General features: G+C 70.6%; 22 protein-coding genes. 14 read left to right on the top strand and 8 right to left on the bottom strand.

Features of this window, described 5'->3' with window-relative positions:
* The first annotated feature begins 9 nt into the window (after positions 1–9).
* The 3 genes from BY998_RS00460 to BY998_RS00450 all read left to right on the top strand — a co-directional run bounded on the left by BY998_RS00460 (position 10) and on the right by BY998_RS00450 (position 4,231).
* Positions 10–1,677, top strand: a complete 1,668-nt coding sequence (locus BY998_RS00460; RefSeq protein ID WP_110349662.1) for a porin — start codon at positions 10–12, stop codon at positions 1,675–1,677.
* A 272-nt stretch (positions 1,678–1,949) separates the two neighbouring features.
* On the top strand, positions 1,950–3,956 hold the full coding sequence (locus BY998_RS00455) for a flagellar motor protein MotB (protein WP_110349661.1): 2,007 nt from the start codon (positions 1,950–1,952) through the stop codon (positions 3,954–3,956).
* The gene (locus tag BY998_RS00450; protein ID WP_110349660.1) at positions 3,953–4,231 is read left to right on the top strand and encodes a hypothetical protein; all 279 of its coding nucleotides are present in this window, start codon (positions 3,953–3,955) and stop codon (positions 4,229–4,231) included. The genes BY998_RS00455 and BY998_RS00450 overlap by 4 nt, the downstream gene beginning before the upstream one ends.
* Here the strand turns inward: BY998_RS00450 and BY998_RS00445 are convergent.
* Positions 4,166–5,455 (bottom strand): adenylate/guanylate cyclase domain-containing protein, encoded by a 1,290-nt coding sequence (locus BY998_RS00445; protein WP_110350222.1) that lies wholly within the window; start codon positions 5,453–5,455, stop codon positions 4,166–4,168. The genes BY998_RS00450 and BY998_RS00445 overlap by 66 nt on opposite strands.
* 160 nt (positions 5,456–5,615) lie before the next feature.
* Here BY998_RS00445 and BY998_RS00440 point away from each other — a divergent pair, with 160 nt between their 5' ends.
* Entirely contained in the window at positions 5,616–6,215 is a 600-nt protein-coding gene (locus BY998_RS00440; RefSeq protein ID WP_110349659.1) for an HD domain-containing protein, read from the top strand.
* On the opposite strand, the gene BY998_RS00435 is transcribed toward BY998_RS00440, so the two are convergent.
* A complete protein-coding gene (locus BY998_RS00435) occupies positions 6,212–8,542 on the bottom strand; it encodes a lytic transglycosylase domain-containing protein (RefSeq protein ID WP_110349658.1) in 2,331 nt (776 codons plus the stop codon). The two genes, BY998_RS00440 and BY998_RS00435, sit on opposite strands and share 4 nt — an antisense overlap.
* 183 nt (positions 8,543–8,725) lie before the next feature.
* On the opposite strand from BY998_RS00435, the gene dapA reads away from it, so the two are divergent.
* Both dapA and smpB read left to right on the top strand, forming a co-directional pair.
* Positions 8,726–9,616 (top strand): 4-hydroxy-tetrahydrodipicolinate synthase, encoded by an 891-nt coding sequence (dapA, locus tag BY998_RS00430; RefSeq protein ID WP_110349657.1) that lies wholly within the window; start codon positions 8,726–8,728, stop codon positions 9,614–9,616.
* A 99-nt stretch (positions 9,617–9,715) separates the two neighbouring features.
* Positions 9,716–10,189 carry an SsrA-binding protein SmpB gene (smpB, locus tag BY998_RS00425; RefSeq protein WP_110349656.1) on the top strand — a complete coding sequence of 158 codons (474 nt, stop codon included), beginning with the start codon at positions 9,716–9,718 and terminating at the stop codon, positions 10,187–10,189.
* Between the two features lie 180 nt (positions 10,190–10,369).
* On the opposite strand, the gene BY998_RS00420 is transcribed toward smpB, so the two are convergent.
* The 5 genes from BY998_RS00420 to rpoZ all read right to left on the bottom strand — a co-directional run bounded on the left by BY998_RS00420 (position 10,370) and on the right by rpoZ (position 15,517).
* On the bottom strand, positions 10,370–11,026 hold the full coding sequence (locus BY998_RS00420) for an NYN domain-containing protein (RefSeq protein ID WP_110349655.1): 657 nt from the start codon (positions 11,024–11,026) through the stop codon (positions 10,370–10,372).
* Between the two features lie 602 nt (positions 11,027–11,628).
* The gene (pyrE, locus tag BY998_RS00415; protein ID WP_110349654.1) at positions 11,629–12,219 is read right to left on the bottom strand and encodes an orotate phosphoribosyltransferase; all 591 of its coding nucleotides are present in this window, start codon (positions 12,217–12,219) and stop codon (positions 11,629–11,631) included.
* Positions 12,220–12,314: 95 nt separating this feature from the next.
* Positions 12,315–12,521 (bottom strand): hypothetical protein, encoded by a 207-nt coding sequence (locus BY998_RS00410; protein WP_110349653.1) that lies wholly within the window; start codon positions 12,519–12,521, stop codon positions 12,315–12,317.
* Positions 12,522–12,648: 127 nt separating this feature from the next.
* On the bottom strand, positions 12,649–14,880 hold the full coding sequence (locus tag BY998_RS00405; RefSeq protein WP_110349652.1) for a bifunctional (p)ppGpp synthetase/guanosine-3',5'-bis(diphosphate) 3'-pyrophosphohydrolase: 2,232 nt from the start codon (positions 14,878–14,880) through the stop codon (positions 12,649–12,651).
* 226 nt (positions 14,881–15,106) lie between these two features.
* Positions 15,107–15,517, bottom strand: a complete 411-nt coding sequence (gene rpoZ, locus BY998_RS00400) for a DNA-directed RNA polymerase subunit omega (RefSeq protein WP_110349651.1) — start codon at positions 15,515–15,517, stop codon at positions 15,107–15,109.
* A gap of 205 nt (positions 15,518–15,722) precedes the next feature.
* Here rpoZ and BY998_RS00395 point away from each other — a divergent pair, with 205 nt between their 5' ends.
* The 4 genes from BY998_RS00395 (at position 15,723) to BY998_RS00380 (ending at position 18,542) form a co-directional block, all read left to right on the top strand.
* Positions 15,723–16,289, top strand: coding sequence for a NifU family protein (locus BY998_RS00395; RefSeq protein ID WP_110349650.1), 567 nt, complete (start codon positions 15,723–15,725; stop codon positions 16,287–16,289).
* 150 nt (positions 16,290–16,439) lie between these two features.
* A complete protein-coding gene (gene tsaB / locus BY998_RS00390) occupies positions 16,440–17,120 on the top strand; it encodes a tRNA (adenosine(37)-N6)-threonylcarbamoyltransferase complex dimerization subunit type 1 TsaB (RefSeq protein WP_110350221.1) in 681 nt (226 codons plus the stop codon).
* Positions 17,117–17,638 carry a GNAT family N-acetyltransferase gene (locus BY998_RS00385; protein WP_110349649.1) on the top strand — a complete coding sequence of 174 codons (522 nt, stop codon included), beginning with the start codon at positions 17,117–17,119 and terminating at the stop codon, positions 17,636–17,638. Before tsaB ends, BY998_RS00385 begins: the two co-directional genes overlap by 4 nt.
* Positions 17,639–17,663: 25 nt before the next feature.
* A complete protein-coding gene (locus BY998_RS00380; RefSeq protein WP_110349648.1) occupies positions 17,664–18,542 on the top strand; it encodes a lysophospholipid acyltransferase family protein in 879 nt (292 codons plus the stop codon).
* Between the two features lie 3 nt (positions 18,543–18,545).
* On the opposite strand, the gene BY998_RS00375 is transcribed toward BY998_RS00380, so the two are convergent.
* Entirely contained in the window at positions 18,546–18,986 is a 441-nt protein-coding gene (locus tag BY998_RS00375) for an MEKHLA domain-containing protein (protein WP_110349647.1), read from the bottom strand.
* Positions 18,987–19,102: 116 nt separating this feature from the next.
* Here BY998_RS00375 and miaB point away from each other — a divergent pair, with 116 nt between their 5' ends.
* The 4 genes from miaB to BY998_RS00355 all read left to right on the top strand — a co-directional run bounded on the left by miaB (position 19,103) and on the right by BY998_RS00355 (position 23,364).
* A complete protein-coding gene (miaB, locus tag BY998_RS00370; RefSeq protein ID WP_110349646.1) occupies positions 19,103–20,443 on the top strand; it encodes a tRNA (N6-isopentenyl adenosine(37)-C2)-methylthiotransferase MiaB in 1,341 nt (446 codons plus the stop codon).
* A 36-nt stretch (positions 20,444–20,479) separates the two neighbouring features.
* Positions 20,480–21,586, top strand: coding sequence for a PhoH family protein (locus tag BY998_RS00365; protein ID WP_110349645.1), 1,107 nt, complete (start codon positions 20,480–20,482; stop codon positions 21,584–21,586).
* Between the two features lie 17 nt (positions 21,587–21,603).
* Positions 21,604–22,089, top strand: coding sequence for an rRNA maturation RNase YbeY (gene ybeY / locus BY998_RS00360; protein WP_110349644.1), 486 nt, complete (start codon positions 21,604–21,606; stop codon positions 22,087–22,089).
* Positions 22,090–22,212: 123 nt separating this feature from the next.
* Positions 22,213–23,364: a hemolysin family protein gene (locus BY998_RS00355; protein WP_110349643.1), complete on the top strand. Its 1,152-nt coding sequence runs from the start codon at positions 22,213–22,215 to the stop codon at positions 23,362–23,364.
* Positions 23,365–23,373: the final 9 nt, after the last annotated feature.

The following is a 23,373-nucleotide window of genomic DNA, read 5'->3' as shown; positions in this document are numbered from 1 at the left end:
GGGTTCATCATGAAGCTCGTCAAGAGCCTTCTCCTCGGATCGGCGGCAGGGCTGACCATCGCGGGTGGGGCTCAGGCCGCCGACCTGCCGGTTAAGAAGGCCGTTCCGATCGAGTACGTCCGGGTCTGCACCGCCTACGGCGCTGGCTTCTTCTACATCCCCGGCACCGACACCTGCCTGCGCGTCTCGGGCCGCGCCCGTGCCGAGTACGGCTACATCGGCAGCGACAACCGTCGCGTTGTCGGCGGCGGCGACCTCTCGGGCTTCATCGGCCTGGCGCGCTTCAACTTCGACGCCCGCACCCAGACCGGCTACGGCACCCTGCGCGCCTTCCTGCGCCTCGACGCCGCCAGCCGCACGGGCAACACCAAGATCTCCTCCGGCACGAACCTGCGCAGCGGCAACGCCTTCTCCGGCACCGGCCAGGACGCGTTCGGCCGCATCCAGAACTTCATCAACGTCGACAAGGCGTTCGTGCAGTTCGCCGGCCTGACCGCCGGTCGCGCCTCCTCGTTCTACGACTTCTACGCCCACGACTACGAGATCATCGGCTCCTCGCTGGGCTCCGATCTGCCGTCCACCAACCTGCTCGCCTACACGCAGAAGTTCGGTGAGGGCTGGTCCGCGACGATCTCGATGGAAGACCCGAACTACCGCAAGAACCCGATCTACTCCGACTCCGTCCCGGCGGCGGCGGCGGGCGCGGGCGCGGGTGCCCTCTCGCAGGTCCTCACCACCGCTCCGACCCCGATCATCCTCAGCACCGACGCCATCGGCAACGCCACCTCGGTTGCCTTCATCGACGCCGTGCAGCGCTCGCGCCTGCCCGACTTCGTCGGCTCGCTGCGCTACGACGCTCCGTGGGGTTCGGCTCAGCTCTCCGCCGCCGTGCGCGAGATCAACACCGGCGGCTTCCTCAACACGCTCTCCGCCGCAGGTCTCGGCACCATCAGCGCCGCAGGAACCCAGGCTCTGCTGGCCGCGCGCGGCATCAGCGGCGTCGGCCAGACCGAGTACGGCTGGGCGGTTCAGGGTGGCGTGAAGTTCAACCTGCCCTTCATCGCCCCGGGCGATGGCATCTACCTCCAGGGTTCGTACGGCGAGGGTGCCTCGTTCTACACCGGCATCAACCGCTTCACCGCCGGCTACCTCAGCAACGCCTCGGTCTATGCCGGCAACCCCTTCAACCAGTACCTCGCCGACGCGATCGTGAACCCGCTGACGGGCCGGCTGGAGCTCTCCAACAGCTTCACGGCGGTGGCCTCGTACCTCCACTACTGGTCGCCGGAATGGCGCTCGGCCTTCTACGGCAGCTACGGCGAGATCTGGTTCTCCGAGGGTGCCCGCCAGGCCACCAGCCAGGCCAACGCCATCGTCGGCAGCCCGTCGACGATCGCGCCGCCCTCCTACCTCACCAACGGCCTCGGCTATAACCTCAGCCAGTCGCTGCGCGACACCTACCAAGTCGTCACCGGCGCGAGCCTGATCTGGTCGCCGGTCAAGGATCTCGATATCGGTGTCGAGGGCCAGTACATCCGGACGGGCGTCAAGAGCGGCCGCGTCTCCGACGGCGACAAGGGTGGCTTCACCGGCACCGGCGCCAACCAGATCCCGACCCGCACCGTCAGCAGCCAGGACGTGTTCCAGGCCCGCTTCCGGGTGCAGCGCGACTTCTAAGACGTGATACGGCAGGTCTCGCACCTGCCGTTCCAAACGACCGGTCTTCCGCCGGGTGCGGAGACCACCAACGACCGACACCTTCCAGACCCCGGCCGCGAGGCCGGGGTTTTTTATGCGCAGGGCCCCGAACGGACCGGACTTCGCCCGCTCCGTGGCGGTCTCGGACGGCGCGGATGGTCCCGGTATGAGGGGGTCGGCAAGACCGCCCGGCGGCCTTCAAAGCGCCCCGATGGCGCGGTCTTCTGCGGGCCGAGCGAGGTCGCGTCTCCTTGTCCACTCCATCGTCCCACTCCGCACCGCCCCGACCGCCCGCGCGCCGCCTGGTCCGCCTCGGCTGGATCGCCGGCCTTCCCGTCCTCGCCCTGATCGGCGCCGCGGCGCATCTCGGCACGCCGCGTCTCTCCGAGAGCCTGCAGCGGCAGGCGGCGGAGATCGTCGCCGCGACCGGCGAGGGCCAGCCCGAGCCCTGGCTGCGCGTCTCGGTCGAGGGCCGCGACTTGATCGCCGCGGGCGAGGCGCCCGAGGCAGCCCAGCGCGACGCCGCACTTGACCGGCTCGCCCGGATCGAGGGCCGGCGCCGGCTGACCGACCGCACCGGCGTGATCGAGGAGGTCTCGCCCTTCGTCTGGTCCGTGGAGCGTCCGGCCGCCGACCGCCTCGAAGCCAAGGGCAGCCGCCCGGCCGAGGTCGGCGCCTTCGAATTGGCCCAGCGCCTGAAGCCGGCCCTGCCGCGCGCGGCGTCCCTGGACGACCGGGCCCGGGCCGCCCGGGGTGCGCCGCGGGACTTCCCCGACGCGGCCGCCTTCGCGGTCGAGCGGCTGCAGGATCTCACCACCGGCGCCGTCGCCACCCTCAACGACACCGTCATCTCGATCCGCGGCGAGGCGGCGAGTCTGGCCGCCTACGATGCCCTGCGCACGGCGCTCGCCAACCCGCCCCAGGGCTACAGCCTCGGCACGGTCGAGATCCTGCCGCCGACGGTCGAGGATTTCCGATTCGCCGTTTCACGCCGGACGGACGGCAGCCTGGAGCTGAACGGTTACGTCGCCTCCGGAACCGCCCGCGAGGAGATTCGCGCCGCCGCAGCGGAGGCCGCGGAGGGCGCGGCGATCGACGACCGGATGCGCGACGCCCGCGGCCTGCCCCCCGGCATCGACGGCACCGCACTCACCCGCTTCGTGCTCCGGCTCGCCGGGCTGCTGCACGAGGGCCGCGTCGCCTTCGAGGCCGGGACCGCCACGGTCGAGGGCAACGCCCTCGATGCCGGCGCGGTCGGCGAGGTCGAGGCGCTGATGCGCGACGGGCGGCCCGCAGGAGTCGCGGCGGGCCGGGTCGCGCTCACCGCCCGGCCGATCGTGCCCTACGTCCTGCGCATCCGGCGCGGCGCCGACAGCGTCACCCTGAGCGGACATCTTCCCGATCGGGCGACCCGGGAGGTCCTGCTGGCCCGGCTGAGCCCGCGATTCTTCCGCGAGACGATCCACGACCGCACCCGGCTCGCCGACGGGGCGCCGGCCGGCCTCGCGGCGGCGGCCGCGGCGGGCATCGACCCGCTCTCGACGCTGGCGAGCGGAGAGTTGACGCTCACCGGCACCGGCCTGCGCCTGACCGGCACCAGCCTCTATCCCAAGAGTGCCGCCCGCCTGAACCGCTCGCTGCCGCAGGCGGTGCCGGCGGGCTGGAGCACATCGGTCGCGGTCACCTCGGGCGAGACGCCGATCGCGGCGACCGATCCGCGGGAATGCGGACGCCGCCTCGCCGAGCGCACGGCGCAGCCCCTGCGCTTTGCGCCGGGCAGCGCGGCCCTGGCGCCCGAATTCTATCCCGTGCTCGACGCCGTGGCAGCACTCGCCCGAGCCTGTCCGGGTGAACGCCTCGAGGTCGTCGGCCATCTCGACCCGCCCGGCGCCAAGCTGGAAGCGCGGCCCGATCCGGTCGCCGACGAGGCGGCGAAGGAAACGGCGCCGAAGCCGCCGGCGAAATCTGCCAAGGACCGCAAAGCCAAGCCGGCCGGCAAGCCGGCGGCCACCGCAGCCAAGGACGAGAGCGGCCAGAAGGACGCCAAGGGCGAGAGCGAAGGCAAAACCGACGCCGCCAAGCCCGAATCGAGCGAGGCTGCCAAGGCCGAGACCGGCTCCGATCTCGCGCGGGCGCGGGCGCTGGCCGTGCTCGATTACCTCCAGAAGGCGGGCGTGCCGCTGGACCGGGCCGCCGCCCCGGCGGATGCCGCTCCGCTCCCGGACCGGCGGGGAATCGGCCTCAGCCTGCGCTCGTGATTCCGCTCGCCACATCGCTCTGGCCGGAGCTGACCGCAAGCCTGGCACTCGGCCTCGTCGTCGGTGCCCTGACCGGCTTGCCCCGCAGCCGCCCCGCCCGCCTCGGCGCCGGCCTGCTGTTCCTCGGGCTCGCCGCCCTGGCCGGGCTGGCCGCGACGGGCACGGTGCCGGGCCGCGGGGGCCTGTGGCTCGAGAGCGGGGCGCTGATCCTAGGAGCCTATCTCGTGGGCTGCGTCCTCGGCGGACTCGGCCGCCTCGCCCTGCGCCGGACCTGACCCGGGCGGCGCGTCCGCCTCGTCCGCGAGTCCCCAGATCCGCTGCGCCCGCCCGACGCCGCGCAGGGAGAACTCGCCGACCGGAACTACGGGCGTGCCGCAGCGCCGGGCGAAGGCCTCCGAGAGGAGCAGCGAGCGGCCGAGCTCGTCGCAGAGCCGCTCGATCCGGCTCGCCTCGTTGACCGCCCGGCCGATCACCGTGAAGTCGAGGCGGCGGTCGGTGCCGACATTGCCGGAGACCACGCGCCCGTAATGGAGCACGATGTCGGCCTCCAGGCCCGGCAGGCCCCGGCGGCGGCGGGCGAGGTTCAGGGCCGCGTTCCGCGTCAGCGCCTCCCGCGCCGCGCCGAGCGCTCCCGCGCAGGCGGGGCAGGCGAGGGCGTCCGGCTCCGCCACCGGAAACACCGCCAGGAAGCCGTCTCCGAGGAACTTCGAGATCTCGCCGCCGTGGCGCTGGACGGGATCGCCGAGCGCGTCGAAATGCTCGTCGAGCCAGCCCACGACCTTCAGCGGGTCGTCGCGATCCGCCAGGGCGGTGAAGCCGCGCAGGTCCGCGAGCAGGATCGCGGCGTGAACCACCGCGCTCTGTCCGCGCCGCATCTCGCCGGCCAGCACCCGGGCGCCCGTGGCGGGCCCGAGATAGGTGCCGAGCATCTCGCGCATGGTGTGCGAGAGGCTGAACTTGGCCGTGACGAGGGCGATGACGGGCACCAGCCCGGCCAGCATCGCCCGCTCCGATTCGCTGAAGCCGCCGACCCGGTCGGTGGCGAACGAGATGCCGACGCCTTCGAGCGCCGTGCCCGGATCGAAGGCGGCCAGATGGAGCCGGTACTCGGTGGCGCCGGCCTGCCTCAGCTCGGTCAGGAGCGGCAGGTCCGGGAAGGCGTCCGGGCCTTCCAGTTGCCAGCCGACGAAGCTGCCGCCGGCCGCGTGCAGCCAACCGACGGGGCTGCGAAGATACGTATCCTCCCCCTCGGGGCCGTGGAGCGTGGTGAACACCTCTACGCCGTCTCCGCGCCGCCACGCGATGCTGGCGCCGCGGAATTGGGGATCGATGACCGGCACGGCCAAGCTGAGCCGCCAGAGCGGAAGACCGGCCGCCACCAGTTCCTCGCAGAACTCGGCGATGACGCGCTCGCCCGCATCCGATTCAGTCGCCCGCGCGACGAAGCGGGCCTCGATGGCGCGTAGAGTGAGATCGGCGGGCGTGTCCGTGGGGGGCATGGCGGGCGCAACCATATCCGTGCCCGCCGCACGATCCAGAGCGGCGGGACCGTGCCTGTGGGCAAGTCGCCGGTTGGACGCCGCCGATGCGGCAGCTTGCCCGGCGGCGCGGAAGGCTTCAACCGTTCCGCGGCAGGCGCGCGATCAGGGGATCTTCGGCATGGACGACACGACGGGCGACGTGGACGGCTTGAGGCGCCAATTCGCTTTCCTGGCCGAGATCGACGGGCTCAAGGCCGTGCTGCGGCAGAACCGGACAATCGGGGAGGGGCGGCGGGAGAACTCGGCCGAGCATTCCTGGCATCTCGCGATGTTCGCCCTCGTGCTCGGCGAGCACGCGCCGGGGATCGATCTCGGGCGGGTCGTGACGATGCTGCTCCTGCACGACATCGTCGAGATCGATGCCGGCGACGTGCCGATCCACGGCCATTACGACGCCGCCGCCCTGGCCTTCATCGAGGCCGCGGCCGCCGACCGCATCTTCGGGCTGCTCCCCGACCCGCAGCGGGACCGCTTCCTGGCGCTGTGGCGGGAATTCGAGGCCGTCGAGACCGCCGAGGCGCGTTTTGCCAAGATGCTCGACCGGCTCCAGCCGCTGCTGCTCAACACGCTGACCGGCGGCGGAACCTGGGCCGAGAACGGTCTCACGCTGGCACAGGTGCTCGCCCGCTACCTTCCCGTGGTCGAGCGCGGCGCGCCGAGCCTGCTGCCCCATGTCGAGGGGATGATCCGCCGCCACTACGCGGCGGAAGGCGCCTAAGGCCTGACCGGCTGCGCCTCCGCGCTCACGGCGGCGCGGACGCCGCGGGCAAAGTCGCGCTCGATCATCAGCGCGCTCTTGCCGTCCAGCCGATTGCGGTAGACCTGCAGGTTCTCCATCACCCGCTGCACGTAGTTGCGCGTCTCGGTGAAGGGGATGCGCTCCACCCAGTCGATCGGATCGACATCGGGCCGGCGCGGGTCACCGTAGGCATCGACCCACTTCTTCACGTTGCCGCCGCCCGCGTTGTAGGAGGCGAAGGCAAGGATGTAGGAGCCCTTCCAGTCCTCCATCAGCTCACCGAGATGGGCCTGGCCGAGGCGGGCGTTGTAGGCGGGATCGCTGGTGAGCCGGTCGGTGTCGTAGCCCGTCGAGACGCGCTTGGCCGTCCGCTGGGCGGTCGCCGGCATCATCTGCATCAGGCCGCGCGCGCCGACGCCGGACTGGGCGCGGGGATCGAACTGGCTCTCCTGCCGCGCGATGGCGAACACCATCGCCCGCTCGACCTGCGGCACCGCCGTGAAGGTCTCGTAATCGGGGATGCCGAGGGTGGGGTAGGCGTGGGTGTCGAGCGCCAGCCCGCGCTGCGTGGCGAGCTTGCCGATGGCCACCAGCGCCCGCGCGTCGCGCGCCTCCACCGCCGCCTCGCCGAGCGCGTTGACCTGTGCCTCGTCGGTGAGGAAGCGGGCCGCGTCGATGTAGAGCGGCAGGGCCAGTTCCTTCAGCGAGGCCGCGGCGAGCAGCTTCAGGCCGCGCACGAACAGCCGATCGTCGAAGGCGGCCCGGGCCGTCGAACTCAGCACCGCCGCCTGGCGCAGGGGCAGGCTGTGCTGGCCGAGCCGGGCGCGGGCGAGCTGGCCGTAATAGGCGATGGGCTGGAGCGCGGCGCGCTCGTAGAAGCCCTTGGCCTCGGCGGCCTTGCCCGCAGCCTCGGCTGCGCGGCCCTGCCAGTAGGCGGCGCGCGCCAGCGAGATCGGCGTCTCGGCGACGGACGCGGCCTGGGCGAAGTGCCGCTCGGCCGCGGCCGGATCGGCCATGAAGCGCAGGGCGATCCAGCCGGCGTGGAACTCGGCCTCGATGCGCTTCTCAGCCAGCCGCGCGGAATGGGCGGCGCTCACGGCGTAGGCGGTCTTGGCATCGCCCGCATCCATCAGCTTGCGGGCGACGATGCGGCGCTCGACCCACCACGTGTCCCCGTCCACGATGACGTCGGGGTTGGTGGGCGCGGCGAGCAGGACCTTGGCCGCCTCCTCGGTCTTGTCGGCACGGCGGAAGAACTGCGCCCGCGAGAGCAGGTAGGAGGAATCGTTGCGCAGCGACGGCGGCACCGCGGCGAGCGCCGAGGCGCCCCCCTTCTTGCCCTGTACGGCGCGGCGGGCGCGCACAAGGCTGCCATAGGAGCCGCCGGCATAGTCCGCGGCGCGGGCGGCCGTGACCCAATCCTCCTTCAAGAGGGCGCGCTCCATCCGGTAGCGGTGATCGACCACGGTGAGCAGGCCGGGGAAGGCGTCCGTGACCTTGGCTTCCAGGCTGCGCCCGAAGCTCTCCTCCCGCCACAGGTCGCGCACGAGGTCGGTCGCGTCCGCGTCGAGCCCGTCGGCGCGCAGGGCCAGCGCCAGGGCGAACTTGCCGGGAGCGCTCTGGGGCTTGGCGCTGGCGAAGTAGGCCCGCACCACGGCCGGGCTCTTCTTCTCGGAGAGCAGCCGCTCCTCGGCGCGCCGCCGCAGCAGCGGGCCCGCCGGCCAGTCGGGATTGCTCCGGGTGAAGGCGACGACCCGCTCGAAGCTGATCGCGGCGCCGGCACGGATCGCCACCCATTCGAGCAGCGCCCGGGCGGCCGGGTCCGTGAAGGTCTCGGCGAGCCGGTCGCCGTCGGTGGCCTTGCCCTTGCGGTAGAGATCGATCGCCTGACGCAGCTGTCCGAGATCGGTCTGCCCGGAGACGACCGGCCGGCCCGGGTCGGGCACCTCGGGGGAGGGGGCGGCGGGCGAGACGCCCGCATCGGGCAGCGGGAAGGCGACCGCAGCATCGCCCTCGGTCGAGGCGTAGGCCGCGGCGGCCGCCGGCAGCGGGGTGTCAGCGGCGGCCTCGCTCGCGCTCGGATCGAGGCGCAACGCATCGGCGGCGACCGGGTCGGCGGCGGGGCTCTGGGCGTCGTTCACCCGGGCGGCGGGGGCGGTGGCGTCGCTCGCCGGGGCGGCGGGCGCCGAAGCCGGCTGCGGGTTGCGCGGCTCGATGGCGGCGCCGGGCCCGGCCAGCATCGCGCTGCCGGACAATGCGAGCCCGAGGAGGAGGGGCAGGGAGCGGGCGGGCAACGCCTTGGTCATCAGACACCCCGACTCGGAGGCCAAGCCTTAAGCTCGGCCCAAGTCCGTTAAGATGGCATTAACTGCGCAAGCGAAGCGTTTGCGCGCGGACGGGGGAGGGCCTATGTCTCGCCCGTCCCGCCTGCGGCCGAGGCCGCCGGGACGTGCCAGACGCAGGCAAGAAGAACGGCCGGGAACGCCAGGATGACCGATACGCACGCCCGCCTTCGCGGCTCGATGACCGCGCTCGCGACCCCCTTCCGCGACGGTGAGTTCGACGAATCGGCCTTCCGGAAATTCGTGAACTGGCAGATCGAGCAGGGCACCCACGCGCTGGTGCCGACCGGCACCACGGGCGAGAGCCCGACGCTGAGCCACATCGAGCACGACCGCGTCGTCGAGGTTTGCGTCGCGGAAGCCGCCGGCCGTGTGCCGGTGATCGCAGGCGCCGGCTCGAACTCGACGCGAGAGGCCGTCGCGCGGGCGCGTCATGCCGAGAGCGTCGGGGCAGATGCGGTGCTCACCGTCACGCCCTACTACAACAAGCCGACGCAGGAGGGGATGTACGCCCACTTCAAGGCGGTGAACGACGCCGTCGGCATCCCGATCATCATCTACAACATTCCCGGCCGCTCCGTGGTCGACATGAGCGTCGACACCATGAAGCGCCTGTTCGAATTGAAGAACATCGCCGGCGTGAAGGATGCCACGGCCAAGATCGACCGCGTCAGCCTCCAGCGGCAGGCTTTGGGAGAAGACTTCATCCAGCTTTCTGGCGAAGATGCGACGGCGCTCGGCTTCAACGCCCATGGCGGCGTCGGCTGCATCTCCGTGGTCTCGAATGTCGCGCCCCGGCTCTGCGCCGACCTTCAGGAGGCGACGCTCAAGGGCGACTACGCCAAGGCGCTCGCGATCCAGGACCGGCTGATGCCGCTGCACGTGCAGATGTTCTACGAATCGAACCCGGTGCCGGCCAAGTACGCGCTCTCGCGCCTCGGGCTGATGTCGGAGGAGGTGCGCCTGCCGCTGGTGCCGGCGACCGAGGGCTGCCGCCGGGCGGTCGACGCCGCGCTGGCGCATGCCGGCTTGATCTAGCGCCGGCCCGATCCGAGGAGATCCGGCGAGAAGCCTCGCCGGAGCCCGCGGCGGTCCCCATATCGAGGAGCCGCCGCCCGACCGCGAACCTGAAGACGAATGGCACCCAAACCCGAACCCGGCCGGCGCGTCGTCGCCGACAACCGCTCCGCCCGCTACCACTACACGATCGAGGACACGTTCGAGGCCGGCATCGCGCTGACCGGCACCGAGGTGAAATCCCTGCGCGGCGGCAAGGCGACGATCGGCGAATCCTATGCCGGGCCGTCGGGCAACGACCTGATGCTGTTCAACGCCTACATTCCGGAATACCTCGAGGCGAACCGCTTCAACCACGACACCAAGCGGCCCCGCCGCCTGCTGCTGCACCGGCGCCAGATCAACAAGCTGATCGGCGCGACCCAGCGCCAGGGCTACACGGTGATCCCGCTGAAGATCTACTTCAACGACAAGGGCCGGGCGAAGGTCGAGCTAGGGCTCGGCAAGGGCAAGCAGCTCCACGACAAGCGCGAGAGCGTCAAGCAGCGCGACTGGGAGCGCGACAAGGCCCGGCTGATGCGGGACAAGGGCTGAGACCGTTCCGGGTTTGGTTGGAGGCTCAAGCCTGCGCCACCGTCATCGCGAGCGCGTGCGAAGCGATCCAGGCGCGCGACCTTTCCGGATGGCACGGCGCTCTGGGTCGCCACGGCTTCGCCTCGCAATGACGGTGAGGGTCATTCTCCCGTCATCGCGATCGGGGCAGCGGTGTCCCGCTCAGCCCTCCGGCTCTTCCTCGGAGGCACCGGGACGGATGCCGTAGCGGCTTTCCAGGCCGGGATTGGAACGCGGTGCCCGCTCGGCGAAATCGCGGCGCGGCCCCTCGCCGGGTGCACGGACGGGCCGCTCGCTCGGATCGCGCCCGATGCGGGCCGCGAGATGGGCAAGATCGACGAACTCGTCCGCCTGACGGCGCAGGTCGTCGGCGATCATCGCGGGCTGCGTCTGGATGGTCGAGACCACGGAGACGCGCACGCCCCGGCGCTGGATCGCCTCCACCAGGGAGCGGAAATCGCCGTCGCCGGAGAACAGAACCATGTGATCGATGTAGGGGGCGAGTTCGAGCGCGTCGATCGCGAGCTCGATATCCATGTTGCCCTTGATCTTGCGGCGCCCGGCGGAGTCGGTGAACTCCTTCACAGGCTTGGTCACCACGCGGTAACCATTGTAATCGAGCCAGTCGATCAGCGGACGGATCGAAGAATACTCTTGGTCTTCGATCATGGCAGTATAATAGAACGCCCTGATCAGATTATCGCGGTTCTGGAAATCCTTGAGAAGCCGCTTGTAATCGATGTCGAAACCGAGCGCCTTCGTGGTGGCGTACAGGTTTGCACCGTCGATGAAAATCGCGGTGCGTTGCTTATCGGGCATTGAATGATCCGTATTTTGAAGCTGAAAGAAACTGCTCTTGCCAATTTAGGAATAGAAGCGGTTCATGAAATCGAAGATCCGGGTTCTGCACGGACCCGTGCAAAACCGAACCATCCAACGCTAGCAGCCTTCGTTCGTGCAGGCGCGCTTGTGTTCGGAGGGTTTGTGGCCGCCTCAAACGGGAGCGGCTCAAACGGGCGCGAAGCGAGCGCACCCGCACAGGCGACGGCCCTATCCGTCTTTCGTGACGGAGCCAACCTATCCTGTCAAGCACGGGCCCAGATCGAACCAGAGTGTTAGCGGCGGGATCGCAAGATCATGCCGTACGCTGGAAAGAACACTTTAGGATTTTCGGCACTGCCGCAATAGTTGCGACACAGGCAAGCGATCAACTTCTATATGAAAATATTTACCTCAGGTTAACTCAACTTCACAAAGCGCCCAACCCTCGAACACTCTCCTTCGAACACGACGGCGCAGCAGGCGCTTTGCGACGAAGGCTGCGTGGAGTGGAAAACTGATTTTCAGATCCCGCCGACGCCTCGACGTGTCGCAGGCATGCCGACCAGAGGCCGGACCGGCGCGACGATCCGTGAGAGGGGTCACGGCTTCGGCAGCGCGCGGCTGCCCGGCTTGACCGGCGGGATCGCCGCGAGTTCCGGCGGCAGGGCATCGGGGGAATAGGTCGGGATGTCGAGGGTGACGAGCGAAAGGAGCGGCAGACCGATCTCGCCGCGCCCACCCGAGCGGTCGATCAGGCAGGCTGCGCCGACCACCTCGCCGGCCTCGTCCGTGAGGGAGGCGAGGCATTCCCGGGCCGAGAGCCCGGTCGTGACGATGTCCTCGACGATGACCGCGCGGGTGCCGGCGGGGATCGAGAAGCCGCGGCGCAGGGTGAAGGGACCGCCGGGGTCGCGCTCGACGAAGATCGCCTTGGCGCCGAGATGGCGGGCGGTCTCGTAGCCGGGAATGATGCCGCCGATGGCCGGCGAGACCACGATGTCGATCCGGCCGAAGCGCGCCGCGATCGCCTCGGCCAGGGCCCGGCAGAGACGCTCGGTCCGGGCCGGGTCGGAGAAGATCGTCATCTTCTGCAGGAAGGTGGGCGAGCGCAGCCCGGAACTCAGGATGAAGTGCCCCTGCAGCAGCGCGCCCGCGGAGCGAAATTCTTCGAGAACGTCTTCCTGCGTCATGTCCGCTCGCGCCCCATCCCGTCTTCCGCCGCTTCTTGCAGCGGCGGGCGCAGGGCGCAAGCGGAGGCTGTCGGCGCAAACGCGACGGCAGGCCGCTAATTGCGGACGCGCACGACCTCGCGCAGCGCGTCATAGGCCGGATCGTCGATGCCTAAGGGCAGGCGCACGCCGAGCAGCACGCCCTCGGGGCCGCCGCGCTGGATCATCGTGCGCATGCCGGGCTGAAGGGTCTGCGCGCCGGCCTCGACGGCGAGCGGAAGACTCAGCCCGAGAAGGGCCGCGGTGACGAAGGGAAGCTTCATGGGGGCGCTCCGGTCAGGCACGTCGCGGGCTCGCCAGGCCATGCGCGGACCCGATCACGGAATGACGCGCCGGCGCGTCGGTTCCGCATGACGATCGGCAAGGCGATCGGTAGCCTCTCAAGACGGCCTAGCCGTTCACCCGCTCCACGCGGCTGACCGAGCGCTTGCCGCGCAGGTCCGCCACGATGGCGGTGAGGTGTTTGAGGTCCGGCACCGAGAGGTCGATGGCGATGTCCGTGAAGTCCTGAGTGCGGCGCTTCATCGAGACGTTGTCGATGTTGCCGTCGTGCTCGGCGATGACTTGGGCAATCTGCGCCAGGGTGCCCGGCTCGTTGATCGATTCGAGGCTGATCTTGGCGGGGAAGCGCTCGTGCGAGCCCTCCACGTCCCAGCGCACGTCGAGCCAGCGCTCGGGCTCGTTGTCGAAGGCGGCGAGCGCGGCCGACTGGATCGGGTAGATCGTCACGCCGACGCCGGGGGTGAGGATGCCGACGATGCGGTCCCCCGGCACGGCGCCGCCGTTGGGCGCGAAGCTCACCGGCAGGTCGCCCGCGAGCCCCCGGATCGGGATGCCGCCCGGCGCGGCCGCCCCTTCCGTCTCCGCCGAGAAGGTCAGCCGCATGGTCTGATCCTTCGAGCGGGTGAGGCGCCCCGCCGCCCCGTTGGCCGCCGGACCGCCGCTGGCGCCCGCGCGGCGCTCGTCCTTGAAGTCGGGATAGACCGCCTTGACCACGTCGCCGGAGAACATCTCACCGCGCCCGACGGCGGCGAAGACATCCTCCGTGCTGCCGCGGGCGAGCCGGGGCAGGGAGCCGCGCAGCTTCTCCTCGGAAAAGCTCTTGCCCGCCCGCTCGAAGGCGCGGTCGAGGATCTGGCGGCCGAGCCCCGCATATTGCCGGCGCACGGCCGTGCGGGTCGCCCGCCGGATCGCGGCACGGGCCTTGCCGGTCACGACGAGGGATTCCCAGGCCGCGGGCGGCGAGGCGCCGTCGGAGCGGGCGATCTCCACCTCGTCGCCGTTGGCGAGTTCGTGCAGCAGCGGCGCGAGCCGGCCGTTGATCTTGGCGCCCACCGCCGTGTTGCCGACATCGGTGTGGACGGCGTAGGCGAAGTCGATCGGCGTGGCGCCTCGGGGCAGGGCGATCAGGCGCCCCTTGGGCGTGAAGCAGAACACTTGGTCCTGGAACAGCTCGAGCTTGGTGTGCTCCAGGAACTCTTCGGGCGAATCGCCCTCGGCCAGGAGTTCGATGGTGCGGCGCAGCCACTGATAGGCGCCGCTCTCGGTGGCCAACCGCGGATGGATCTCGCCCTCGGCGCCCTCGGCGGACGCCTCCTTGTAATGGGCGTGGGCCGCGATGCCGTACTCGGCGATCTCGTCCATCTCGGCGGTGCGGATCTGAAGCTCGACGCGCTGGCGCTTGGGCCCGATCACCGTGGTGTGGATCGAGCGGTAATCGTTCTGTTTGGGCGTCGAGACGTAGTCCTTGTAGCGGCCCGGCACCATCGGCCAGCTCGTATGGACGACGCCGAGCGCCGCGTAGCACTCCGCCACCGTGCCGACGATCACGCGGAAGCCGACGATGTCGGAGAGCTGCTCGAAGGCGACCGACTTGCGCTCCATCTTCGACCAGATCGAGAACGGCTTCTTGAGGCGTCCCTTCACCTGGGCGGTGATGCCGCGGGCCGCGAGCCGGGCGGTGAGGTCGTGCTCGATGCTCTCGATGACGCTGCCGGACTTGGCCGAGAGGTCTTCGAGCCGCTTGGTGATGGTGGCGTAGATCTCGGGCTTGAGCGTGCGGAAGGAGAGGTCCTCCAGCTCGTCGCGCAGTTCCTGCATGCCCATGCGGCCGGCCAGCGGCGCGTAGATGTCGAGGGTTTCCTCGGCGATCCGCGCCCGCTTGTCGTCGCGCATGAAGTGGAGGGTGCGCATGTTGTGCAGGCGGTCGGCGAGCTTGACCAGCAGCACCCGCACGTCCTCGGCCACCGCCAGGAGCAGCTTGCGGAAGTTCTCGCCCTGCACCGCCCGCTTCGAGACGAGATCGAGGCGCTTGAGCTTGGTCAGCCCGTCGACCAGCGCGCCGATCTCGGGGCCGAAGATCTCGCGGATCTCGTCGAGCGTGGCGGCGGTGTCCTCCACCGTGTCGTGCAGCACGGCCGCGACGATGGTCGCGTCGTCCAGGCGCAGATCGGTCAGGATCGCGGCGACTTCGAGAGGATGGGCGAAGAACGGGTCGCCGGAGGCGCGCTTCTGCGTGCCGTGCGCGCGCATGGCGTAGACGTAGGCGCGGTTCAGAAGCGCCTCGTTCGCGGCCGGGTTATAGCGTTTGACCCGTTCCACGAGTTCGTACTGGCGCATCATCCGCCGAAGGATCCTGCTCTGGGATGGTGTGGGGGCCCGGCCGGGCCGGCCGTGGTCATCGCGCGACAGCTTCCCGCATCGGCGGCCTTCGCGCCAGACCCAAGGCGTCGCAGACGAAGCGTGACGGCCTCATCCGGCCCGCACCGACCGCAGGGCCGGAAGACGAGAGCGCCCGCCGCTCGGGACCGAGGGCGGGCGCGAAGGCGCAAGAGCGGGTGGGAAAGGCTTACTCGCCCTCGTCGTCCGTCTCGGTCGGCGGGGCCAGATTCTCCAGGCCGCGCAGAAGGTCTTCCTCGCTCATGAAGTCGAACTGGACGTTCTTGTCGTCCGAGGAGGACTGGGGCGCCACCGCCGCGGCGGCGGGGGAGCTCGACAGAAGCGGCACGGTGTCGGCCTCCGGCTCGTCCACCTCGACGTATTTCTGCATCGAGTGGATGAGCTGCTCCTTCAGATCGTCCGCCGTGATCGTCTCGTCGCCGATCTCGCGCAGGGCCACGACGGGGTTCTTGTCGCGGTCGCGCTCGACGGTCAGGGGAGCGCCGGCGGCGAGCAGGCGGGCCCGATGGCTGGCCAGCAGGACCAGCTCGAAGCGGTTCTCGACCTTCTCGATGCAGTCTTCGACGGTGACGCGAGCCATGCGAGGCGGCTCCTTCCTCAGGCGCGGATACGAACGATATGCGTGATGAACGGGCTTCCTACACCGGATGATGCCCCGCAACAAGTCGCGGGGACGGTTGAGAATCCGGCCCTCTCGGTCCACATGGAAAGCGGCGTCGGCTGATCCCGGCGCCGCTTCCCGGCCGGCCTTGAACCGGCGCCAGCGGACCCGAGGATTGTCTCAGATGTTCATCCAGACCGAAGCCACGCCGAATCCCGCCACGCTCAAGTTCCTGCCCGGCCGCGTGGTGCTCACCGACGGGACCTTCGAGGCCCGTGATTCGCAGAGTGCCGAGCGCTCGCCGCTGGCCACCGCCCTGTTCGCGGTGCCCGGTGTCTCGGGCGTCTATTTCGGGCACGACTTCATCTCGGTCACCAAGGCCGACGGCGTGAACGAGTGGCCCCAGGTGAAGCCCGCCGTGCTCGGCGCCATCATGGACCACTTCCAATCCGGCCGTCCGGTGCTCGCCGAGGGCACGGCCCTGGCCGAGGACGAGACGGAGGAGTTCTACGACGAGGCCGACCACGACACGGTCGCGACCATCAAGGATCTACTCGAGACCCGGGTGCGGCCGGCGGTGGCGGGCGACGGCGGCGACATCACCTTCCGCGGCTACCGCGACGGCATCGTCTACCTCGAGATGAAGGGCGCCTGCTCGGGCTGCCCGTCCTCCACCGCGACCCTGCGGCAGGGCGTGCAGAACCTGTTCCGCCACTTCCTGCCCTCCGTTCGGGAAGTCCAGGCGATCTGAGTCCGGCGACCGCCCCACCGGCAGAGGTGCAACACCGCCGCGCTTCCTTGGGGAGGCGGGCGGTCGAAGCCCTGACGCAGGCGGTCGTTTCGTCCTAGAAAGAACCGGATGGCGGGCGCCCCCGGTCCGCCGCCGGACGGAAGCGACGGTTTGCGAATCCTTGCCATCGATACGGCGCTCGAAGCCTGCGCCGCCTGCGTGGCCACCGACGACAGCGACGACCTGCTCGCCGAGGAGTCGATGCCGCTCGTGCGCGGCCATGCCGAGGCGCTGCTGCCGCTGATCGAGCGCATCATGGCCCGGGTCGAGGGCGGCTTCGAGGGGCTGGACCGGGTCGCGGTCACGGTCGGGCCGGGCAGCTACACGGGTCTGCGCGTCGGCCTCTCCGCCGCCCGCGCCATCGGGCTTGCCGCCAACATCCCCGTGGTCGGCGTCACGACCCTCTCCGCCCTGCTCGCTCCCCAACTCGCCCTCAACGGCGAGGCGACGATCGTCGCCGCGATCGATGCGCGCCACGGCGCCGTCTACCTCCAGGCCATGAGCGTGGCGGAGGGTGTGGTGGTCCCGCCGCGCCACGTCGCGCTGGAGGAGGCGGTCGCCCTGCTCGGCCGGCGTCCGGCGATCCTCACCGGGTCCGGTGCCCCCGCGCTCGCCGCGGTCGCCGGCGCGGCGGGCCTCCCGGTGGAGGTCGCGGAGACGGGCGCGCCGCAGATCGCCTGGGTCGCCTCCCTCGGGCTCGTCGCCGACCCGGATCAGGCGCTGCCCCGTCCCCTCTACCTGCGCGGGCCGGACGCCCAGCCGCAGGACCATGCGAGGCTCGCACGGGCATGACGCGACCGCTCTCCCCGCTCTGGCCCCTCGACTGGTGGTCCGCTTGGTGGGACGCCTGGGGCTCCGTGCCCTATGTCGCCCCCCTGCGCGATGCCGGACAGGCGAGCGCGCTGGAAAAGCTCCACGCCACCGCCTTCGCGCGCCCCTGGGCCGCCCACGAATTCGAGCGGCTGCTCTGCGAGCGCTCCACCGAGGCGCACGCCCTGCGCCGGGGCAGCGCGATCCTCGGTTTCGTGCTCTCGCGCAAGGCCGCGGACGAGGCTGAGATCCTGACCATCGTGCTGGCGCCCTCAGCCCGCGGCGGCGGCCACAGCCATCGGCTCCTGCGCGAACACCTGACCGCCCTGAGCTTCTCGGGCGTCCGCACGGTCCATCTGGAGGTCGACGAGGGCAACGCCCCCGCGCTCAAGCTCTACGGGCGCCACGGCTTCGTGCGGGTCGGTGAGCGCAAGGGCTACTATCCGCTGCCCGACGGCAGCCGGGCCACCGCCCTGACCATGAGCGCGGCGCTCTCGTGAGGAGCCGCGGACCCCTCCCGGCCCGATGACGCGGGCCGGCATCGCGTTGCGCCTCATCCTCCAGGCGCTCGCCTTCCTGATCGTGATCGGCCCGCACTGGCTGAGCCTGCGCTTCGGCCACGGGCGGCTGGCCGGGCGGATGCCGGTGCTGTTCCACCGCCTGTTCCTGCGCCTGTTCTCGCTGCGCATCACCCAGAGCGGCACGCCGCCGTCGGCCGGTGAACCGGCGCTCGTGCTGTCGAACCACGTCTCGTGGCTCGACATCGTCGTGCTGGGCTCCCTGCGCCCGCTCTCCTTCGTGGCCAAGTCCGAGATCGAGGGCTGGCCGCTGATCGGCACGTTGGCGAAACTCCAGCGCACCGTCTTCATTGAGCGGTCCAAGCGGGCGGCCACCGCGAGCGTCAACGCCACGGTCGGGGAGCGCCTCGCCGACGGCGACCTGATCGTGCTGTTCGCCGAAGGCACCACCGGGGACGGCCTGCGGCTGCTGCCGTTCCGCTCCTCCCTGGTCGGTGCCGCCCGGGCCGCACTCGCCGCCGAGGCCGGCGGGCTCGCCCGCATCCGGCTGCAGCCGCTGGCGCTGACCTACCTGCGCCGCAACGGCCTGCCCGTGACCCGCGCCGAGCGGCCGGAGATCGCGTGGTACGGCGACATGGAGCTGGCGTCCCATCTCGCCCTGTTCGCGAACCGTGGGCCCATCGACGTCCACGTCGCTTGGGGCGTGCCGATCGCCTTCGACGCTGCCACCGACCGCAAGGTCGCCACCGCCCAGGCCGAGGCCGCCGTGCGGCGCGCCCTGCGCGAGACGCGGCTCGGCGGACCGGCCGGGCGTCCCGCCCCCGTCGCGCCGAGCCCGGCCGGGGAGGGCGCGGACGTCTCGGCCCCGGGGATCGCCGCGGTGTGAGCCTCAGGCCGGGAGCGGGAAGGTCGCGGCCTGCCCGCGGACCGTCCCGTCGGCATCCATGAGCTGCCAGACGATGCCGTCCGTCACGGGGAAGCGCCGCCCGTCACGGGCCACCCGGATCCCCGCATAGTCCGAGACGAAGCCGTCGCGGGCCACCGCATCGAGCAGGCGTTGCCGCTCCTCCCGCTCCGGCGCCTCCGCGGAGAGGCGCGAGGGCATGCCGACGAACGCCTCCCAGGTGTAGCCGAAGGCTCGCTGCGCCGCCCGGTTGGCGTAGACGAAGAGGGGATCGGGGCTCGTGTCGTGCGCGAGCACCGCGAACGGTGCCTCTCCGTAGAGCCAATCCGGCCCGAGCCCGGGTTCCGGCAGGAGCGGACGCCCGAGGAGGCGGTGGAAGCTGCCGGTGAGCAAGTCGAAGAAGGCGGGATCGGTGGCAAGGCTCATGTCGGGAATCTGACAGCGTCTGAACGGAATCGTGTCGGCGTCCGAACCATGGTAAAGCGCCCCTCGACCGGAAGATTCCCGTAAAAGCGCCGCCGGACGGCGGCAGGGTTGCGATCTTGAAGAAAGCCTACGTCAAATCCTACGGCTGCCAGATGAACGCCTACGACGCCGGCCGAATGGCCGACGTGCTGGCGGCCGAGGGCTACAGCGCGACGGATGCGGTCGAGGAGGCCGACATCGTCGTCCTCAACACCTGCCACATCCGCGAGAAGGCCGCCGAGAAGGTCTATTCCGAGCTCGGGCGCCTGCGCGTGCTCAAGGGCGAGCGGGCGGAAGAGGGGCGTGACACCCGCATCGTGGTGGCGGGCTGCGTGGCGCAGGCGGAGGGCCGCGAGATCCTTTCGCGCGCGCCGGCGGTGGATGTCGTGGTCGGCCCGCAGAGCTATCACCGCCTGCCCGACCTCCTGCGCCGCTCGCGCGAGGGTCGGGTCGTCGACACCGAGTTTCCGGCCGAGGACAAGTTCGATCACCTGCCCGCCCGGCGCAACCGCGGCGTCACGGGCTTCCTCACCGTGCAGGAGGGCTGCGACAAGTTCTGCGCCTTCTGCGTGGTGCCCTATACCCGCGGCGCGGAAGTCTCGCGCTCGGTGGCGGCGGTGGTCGAGGAAGCGCGCCGCCTCGTCGAGGGCGGGGTGCGCGAGATCACGCTGATCGGCCAGAACGTGAACACCTATCACGGCGAAGGGGCGGACGGAGCGCCCTCGACCCTGGGGCAACTCATGGATGCGCTGGCCTCCGTGCCCGGTCTCTTGCGCCTGCGCTACACCACGAGCCACCCGAACGATTTTGCCGACGATCTCGTTCGTGCCCACGAACGAAACCCGCTGGTGATGCCCTACCTGCACCTGCCGGTGCAGTCGGGCTCGGACCGCATCCTGCACGCCATGAACCGGCGTCACACCGGGGACGCCTACCGGCGGCTGATCGAGCGCATCCACGGCGCGCGGCCCGACATCGCCCTGTCTTCGGACTTCATCGTCGGCTTTCCCGGCGAGACCGACGCCGATTTCGACGAGACCATGCGGCTCGTCTCCGACATCGGCTTCGCGGCGGCCTTCTCGTTCAAATACAGCCCCCGCGCCGGCACGCCCGCGGCCGAACGCGAGGACGCGGTGCCGGAGGCGGTGAAGTCGGAGCGGCTCGCCGCCCTGCAGGCGTTGCTCGACGCCCAGCGCCACGCCTTCAACGCGGCGGCGGTCGGCAGCGTCGCCGAGATCCTGGTCGAGAAGGTCGGCCGGCATCCGGGGCAGGTCGCGGGCAAGACGCCCCATCTCCAGGCGGTTCAGTTCGACGCACCTGCCGCCACCATCGGCACGCTGGTGCCGGTGCGCATCACGCGCGCGGGCTCGAATAGCCTGTTCGGCGAGGTGCTGGAGGATGCGGCGGCCGCGGCCTGACCTATATGAAGGGCATCACCATGCCGGATTCCTTGCGTGCCGATTGACGTTGCGTCCGCCCGTGGCCCCGCCGGCCGCAACAACCGCCCCTCGCCGGGGCGCCCAGGTCTCGCCGAGACCGTCGAGGTCTCGCTCACCTTCGACGACAACCGCCTCGCGAGCCTCGTCTTCGGCCAGTACGACCAGAACGTCGCCCATATCGAGCGGCGGCTCGGCATCACCGGCACCGCGCTCGGCAACCACCTCGTCGTCAAGGGCGCACCCGAGGCCGCGGAGAAGGCCCGCCGGGTGTTCGAGCGGCTCTATGCCCGCGTGCAGAAGGGCGGCACGACCCTGACGCTCGGCGACGTGGACGGGGTGATCCAGGAGGTCACCGTCCAGGGCAATCTGTTTCCCTCCGCCGAGATCGTGGCCGAGCCCGGCCGCGAGCAGTTCGAGCAGATCGCCACGCGCAAGCGCGGGGGCGTGCGTGCCCGCAACGCCGCGCAGAGCGACTACATCAAGCTCCTGCGGGCCAACGAACTCGTCTTTGCCGAAGGCCCCGCCGGCACCGGCAAGACCTGGCTCGCCGTCGGCCACGCCGTTTCGCTGCTCGAACAGGGCCATGCCGAGCGCCTGATCCTGTCGCGCCCCGCGGTCGAGGCCGGCGAGCGGCTCGGCTTCCTGCCCGGCGACATGCGCGAGAAGGTCGATCCCTACCTGCGCCCGATCTACGACGCGCTCTACGACTTCATGGAGGCGCGCCACGTCGATCGCGGCCTGCAGACCGGCATCATCGAGATCGCGCCGCTCGCCTTCATGCGCGGGCGCACGCTCACCAACGCCGTGGTTCTGCTGGACGAGGCGCAAAACACCACCTCCATGCAGATGAAGATGTTCCTGACGCGATTGGGCGAGAACTCGCGCATGATCATCACCGGCGATCCGAGCCAGATCGACCTGCCGCCGGGCCAGAAGTCGGGCCTCGTCGAGGCGGTGAACGTGCTCGACGGCGTCGAGGGCATCGGCCGGGTGCGCTTCCGCGACGTGGACGTGGTGCGCCACGACCTCGTGCGCCGCATCGTCACCGCCTACGAGACCGCCGCCCACGGCGAGGCGGACACCGACCGCAACCCGAACCCGCGCCGCCGCCCGCTGGCCTGACACCGCACGCGACCGACATGACCGACAACGAGATCGACATCGCCGTCGAGGATGCGCGCTGGGAACAGGCGGTCCCCGACCTGGAGGCCTTCGCGACCCGGGCGGTCGAGGCCGGACTGGCGATTCTGCCCGATTCGGGCGAGGGTTCGGTCGCGATCAGCGTGCTGCTGGCCGACGACGCCACCGTTCAGGACCTGAACCGCACGTGGCGGAACAAGGATAAGCCTACCAACGTACTGTCCTTTCCGGCCGCGGAGCAGCCGCTTCAGCCGGGCATGGCACGCCCGCTCGGTGACGTCGTTCTTGCGTATGACACGCTCGTGCGCGAGAGTGCCGAGCAATCGAAGCCCTTCGAGCACCACTTCGCCCACCTCCTCGTTCATGGCACCCTTCACCTTCTCGGACAGGACCATGAGACCGGCGAGGCCGAGGCCGATGCCATGGAAGCTCTCGAAATCGCCGCGTTGCGCGGCCTGGGCGTTCCGAACCCCTACGACGATTGAAGCGCCCGCCGCCGGTTCGGCCGCGACACGCGCATCACACCCAGAACTTGAATTCGGTCGCGGTGCGATCGATTTCGAGGCACGTCTCCCCCGGCATTTCCGCCACATCCAACTCAGAGACCAATGACCAACGACCGAAGTCGCGGCGCGGCCCTGGCCGCGCCAGCCGCGGACGCCGAACCGCCCCCACGCGAGGCGTGGTACGATCGTCTGCTGAACGTCTTCCACCTGCGACCGCGCGATTCCCTGCGCACCGGCCTCGAGGAGGCCCTGGCGGAGCCCGATACGGGCGAGGACGCCTTCTCCCCCCTTGAGCGGGCCATGCTCAAGAACGTGCTCGGCCTGCACAAGGTGCGGGTCGACGACGTGATGCTGCCCCGGGCCGACATCGTCGCGGTGGGGATCGATACCAGCCTCGGCGACCTGCTCAAGCTGTTCCGCACCGCCGGCCACTCCCGCCTGCCGGTCTACGGCGAGACCCTCGACGACCCCCGCGGCATGGTCCACATCCGCGACTTCGTCGAATACCTCGCCACCAAGGCGGAGGCCGCCCCGCGCCGTCCCGCGCCGCAGCCCGTGGCCGCCTCCGACGCGAGCGCCGAGGCCAAGCCCGTCCCGCGCCCGCGCCGCACGGCGTCCGCCCGCGGCGCCCTGCGCGGGCTCGATCTCGGCAAGGTCGATCTCACCGCGACGCTCGCCTCCACCCGCATCCAGCGTCCCGTGCTGTTCGTGCCGCCCTCCATGCCGGCCATCGACCTGCTCGTGCGCATGCAGGCGACGCGCACCCACATGGCGCTCGTCATCGACGAGTACGGCGGCACCGACGGGCTGATCTCGATCGAGGACCTGATCGAGATGGTGGTCGGCGACATCGAGGACGAGCACGACGTGGCCGAGGGCCAGCTCGTCAACCGCGTCGAGGGCGAGACCGAGGCCTACGTGGCCGATGCCCGCGCCGGACTGGCGGAGGTGTCGGCGGCGACCGGCGTCGATCTCCTCACCCTCGCGGGCGAACTCGCGGAGGAGATCGACACGATCGGCGGCCTGATCGTCACGCTCGCCGGGCGGGTTCCCTCCCGCGGCGAGCTGATCGCCGGGCCCGGCGACATCGAATTCGAGGTGCTCGACGCCGATCCCCGGCGCGTCAAGCGTCTCAAGATCCAGCGCACGCCGGCCAAGATCGGCACCGTGGTGCCGCTCGCCCTGCCGCCACCCCGACCGGTGCCGCCCGCCGCCGACACGGACACGGCGCAGGCCGCCGAATCCGGCCGCTGAGAGTTCGAG

It is taken from the genome of Methylobacterium sp. B4, assembly GCF_003201865.1.
In the GTDB taxonomy this organism is placed as follows: Bacteria; Pseudomonadota; Alphaproteobacteria; order Rhizobiales; family Beijerinckiaceae; genus Methylobacterium.
This window is presented reverse-complemented; position numbering and strand designations above follow the sequence as displayed.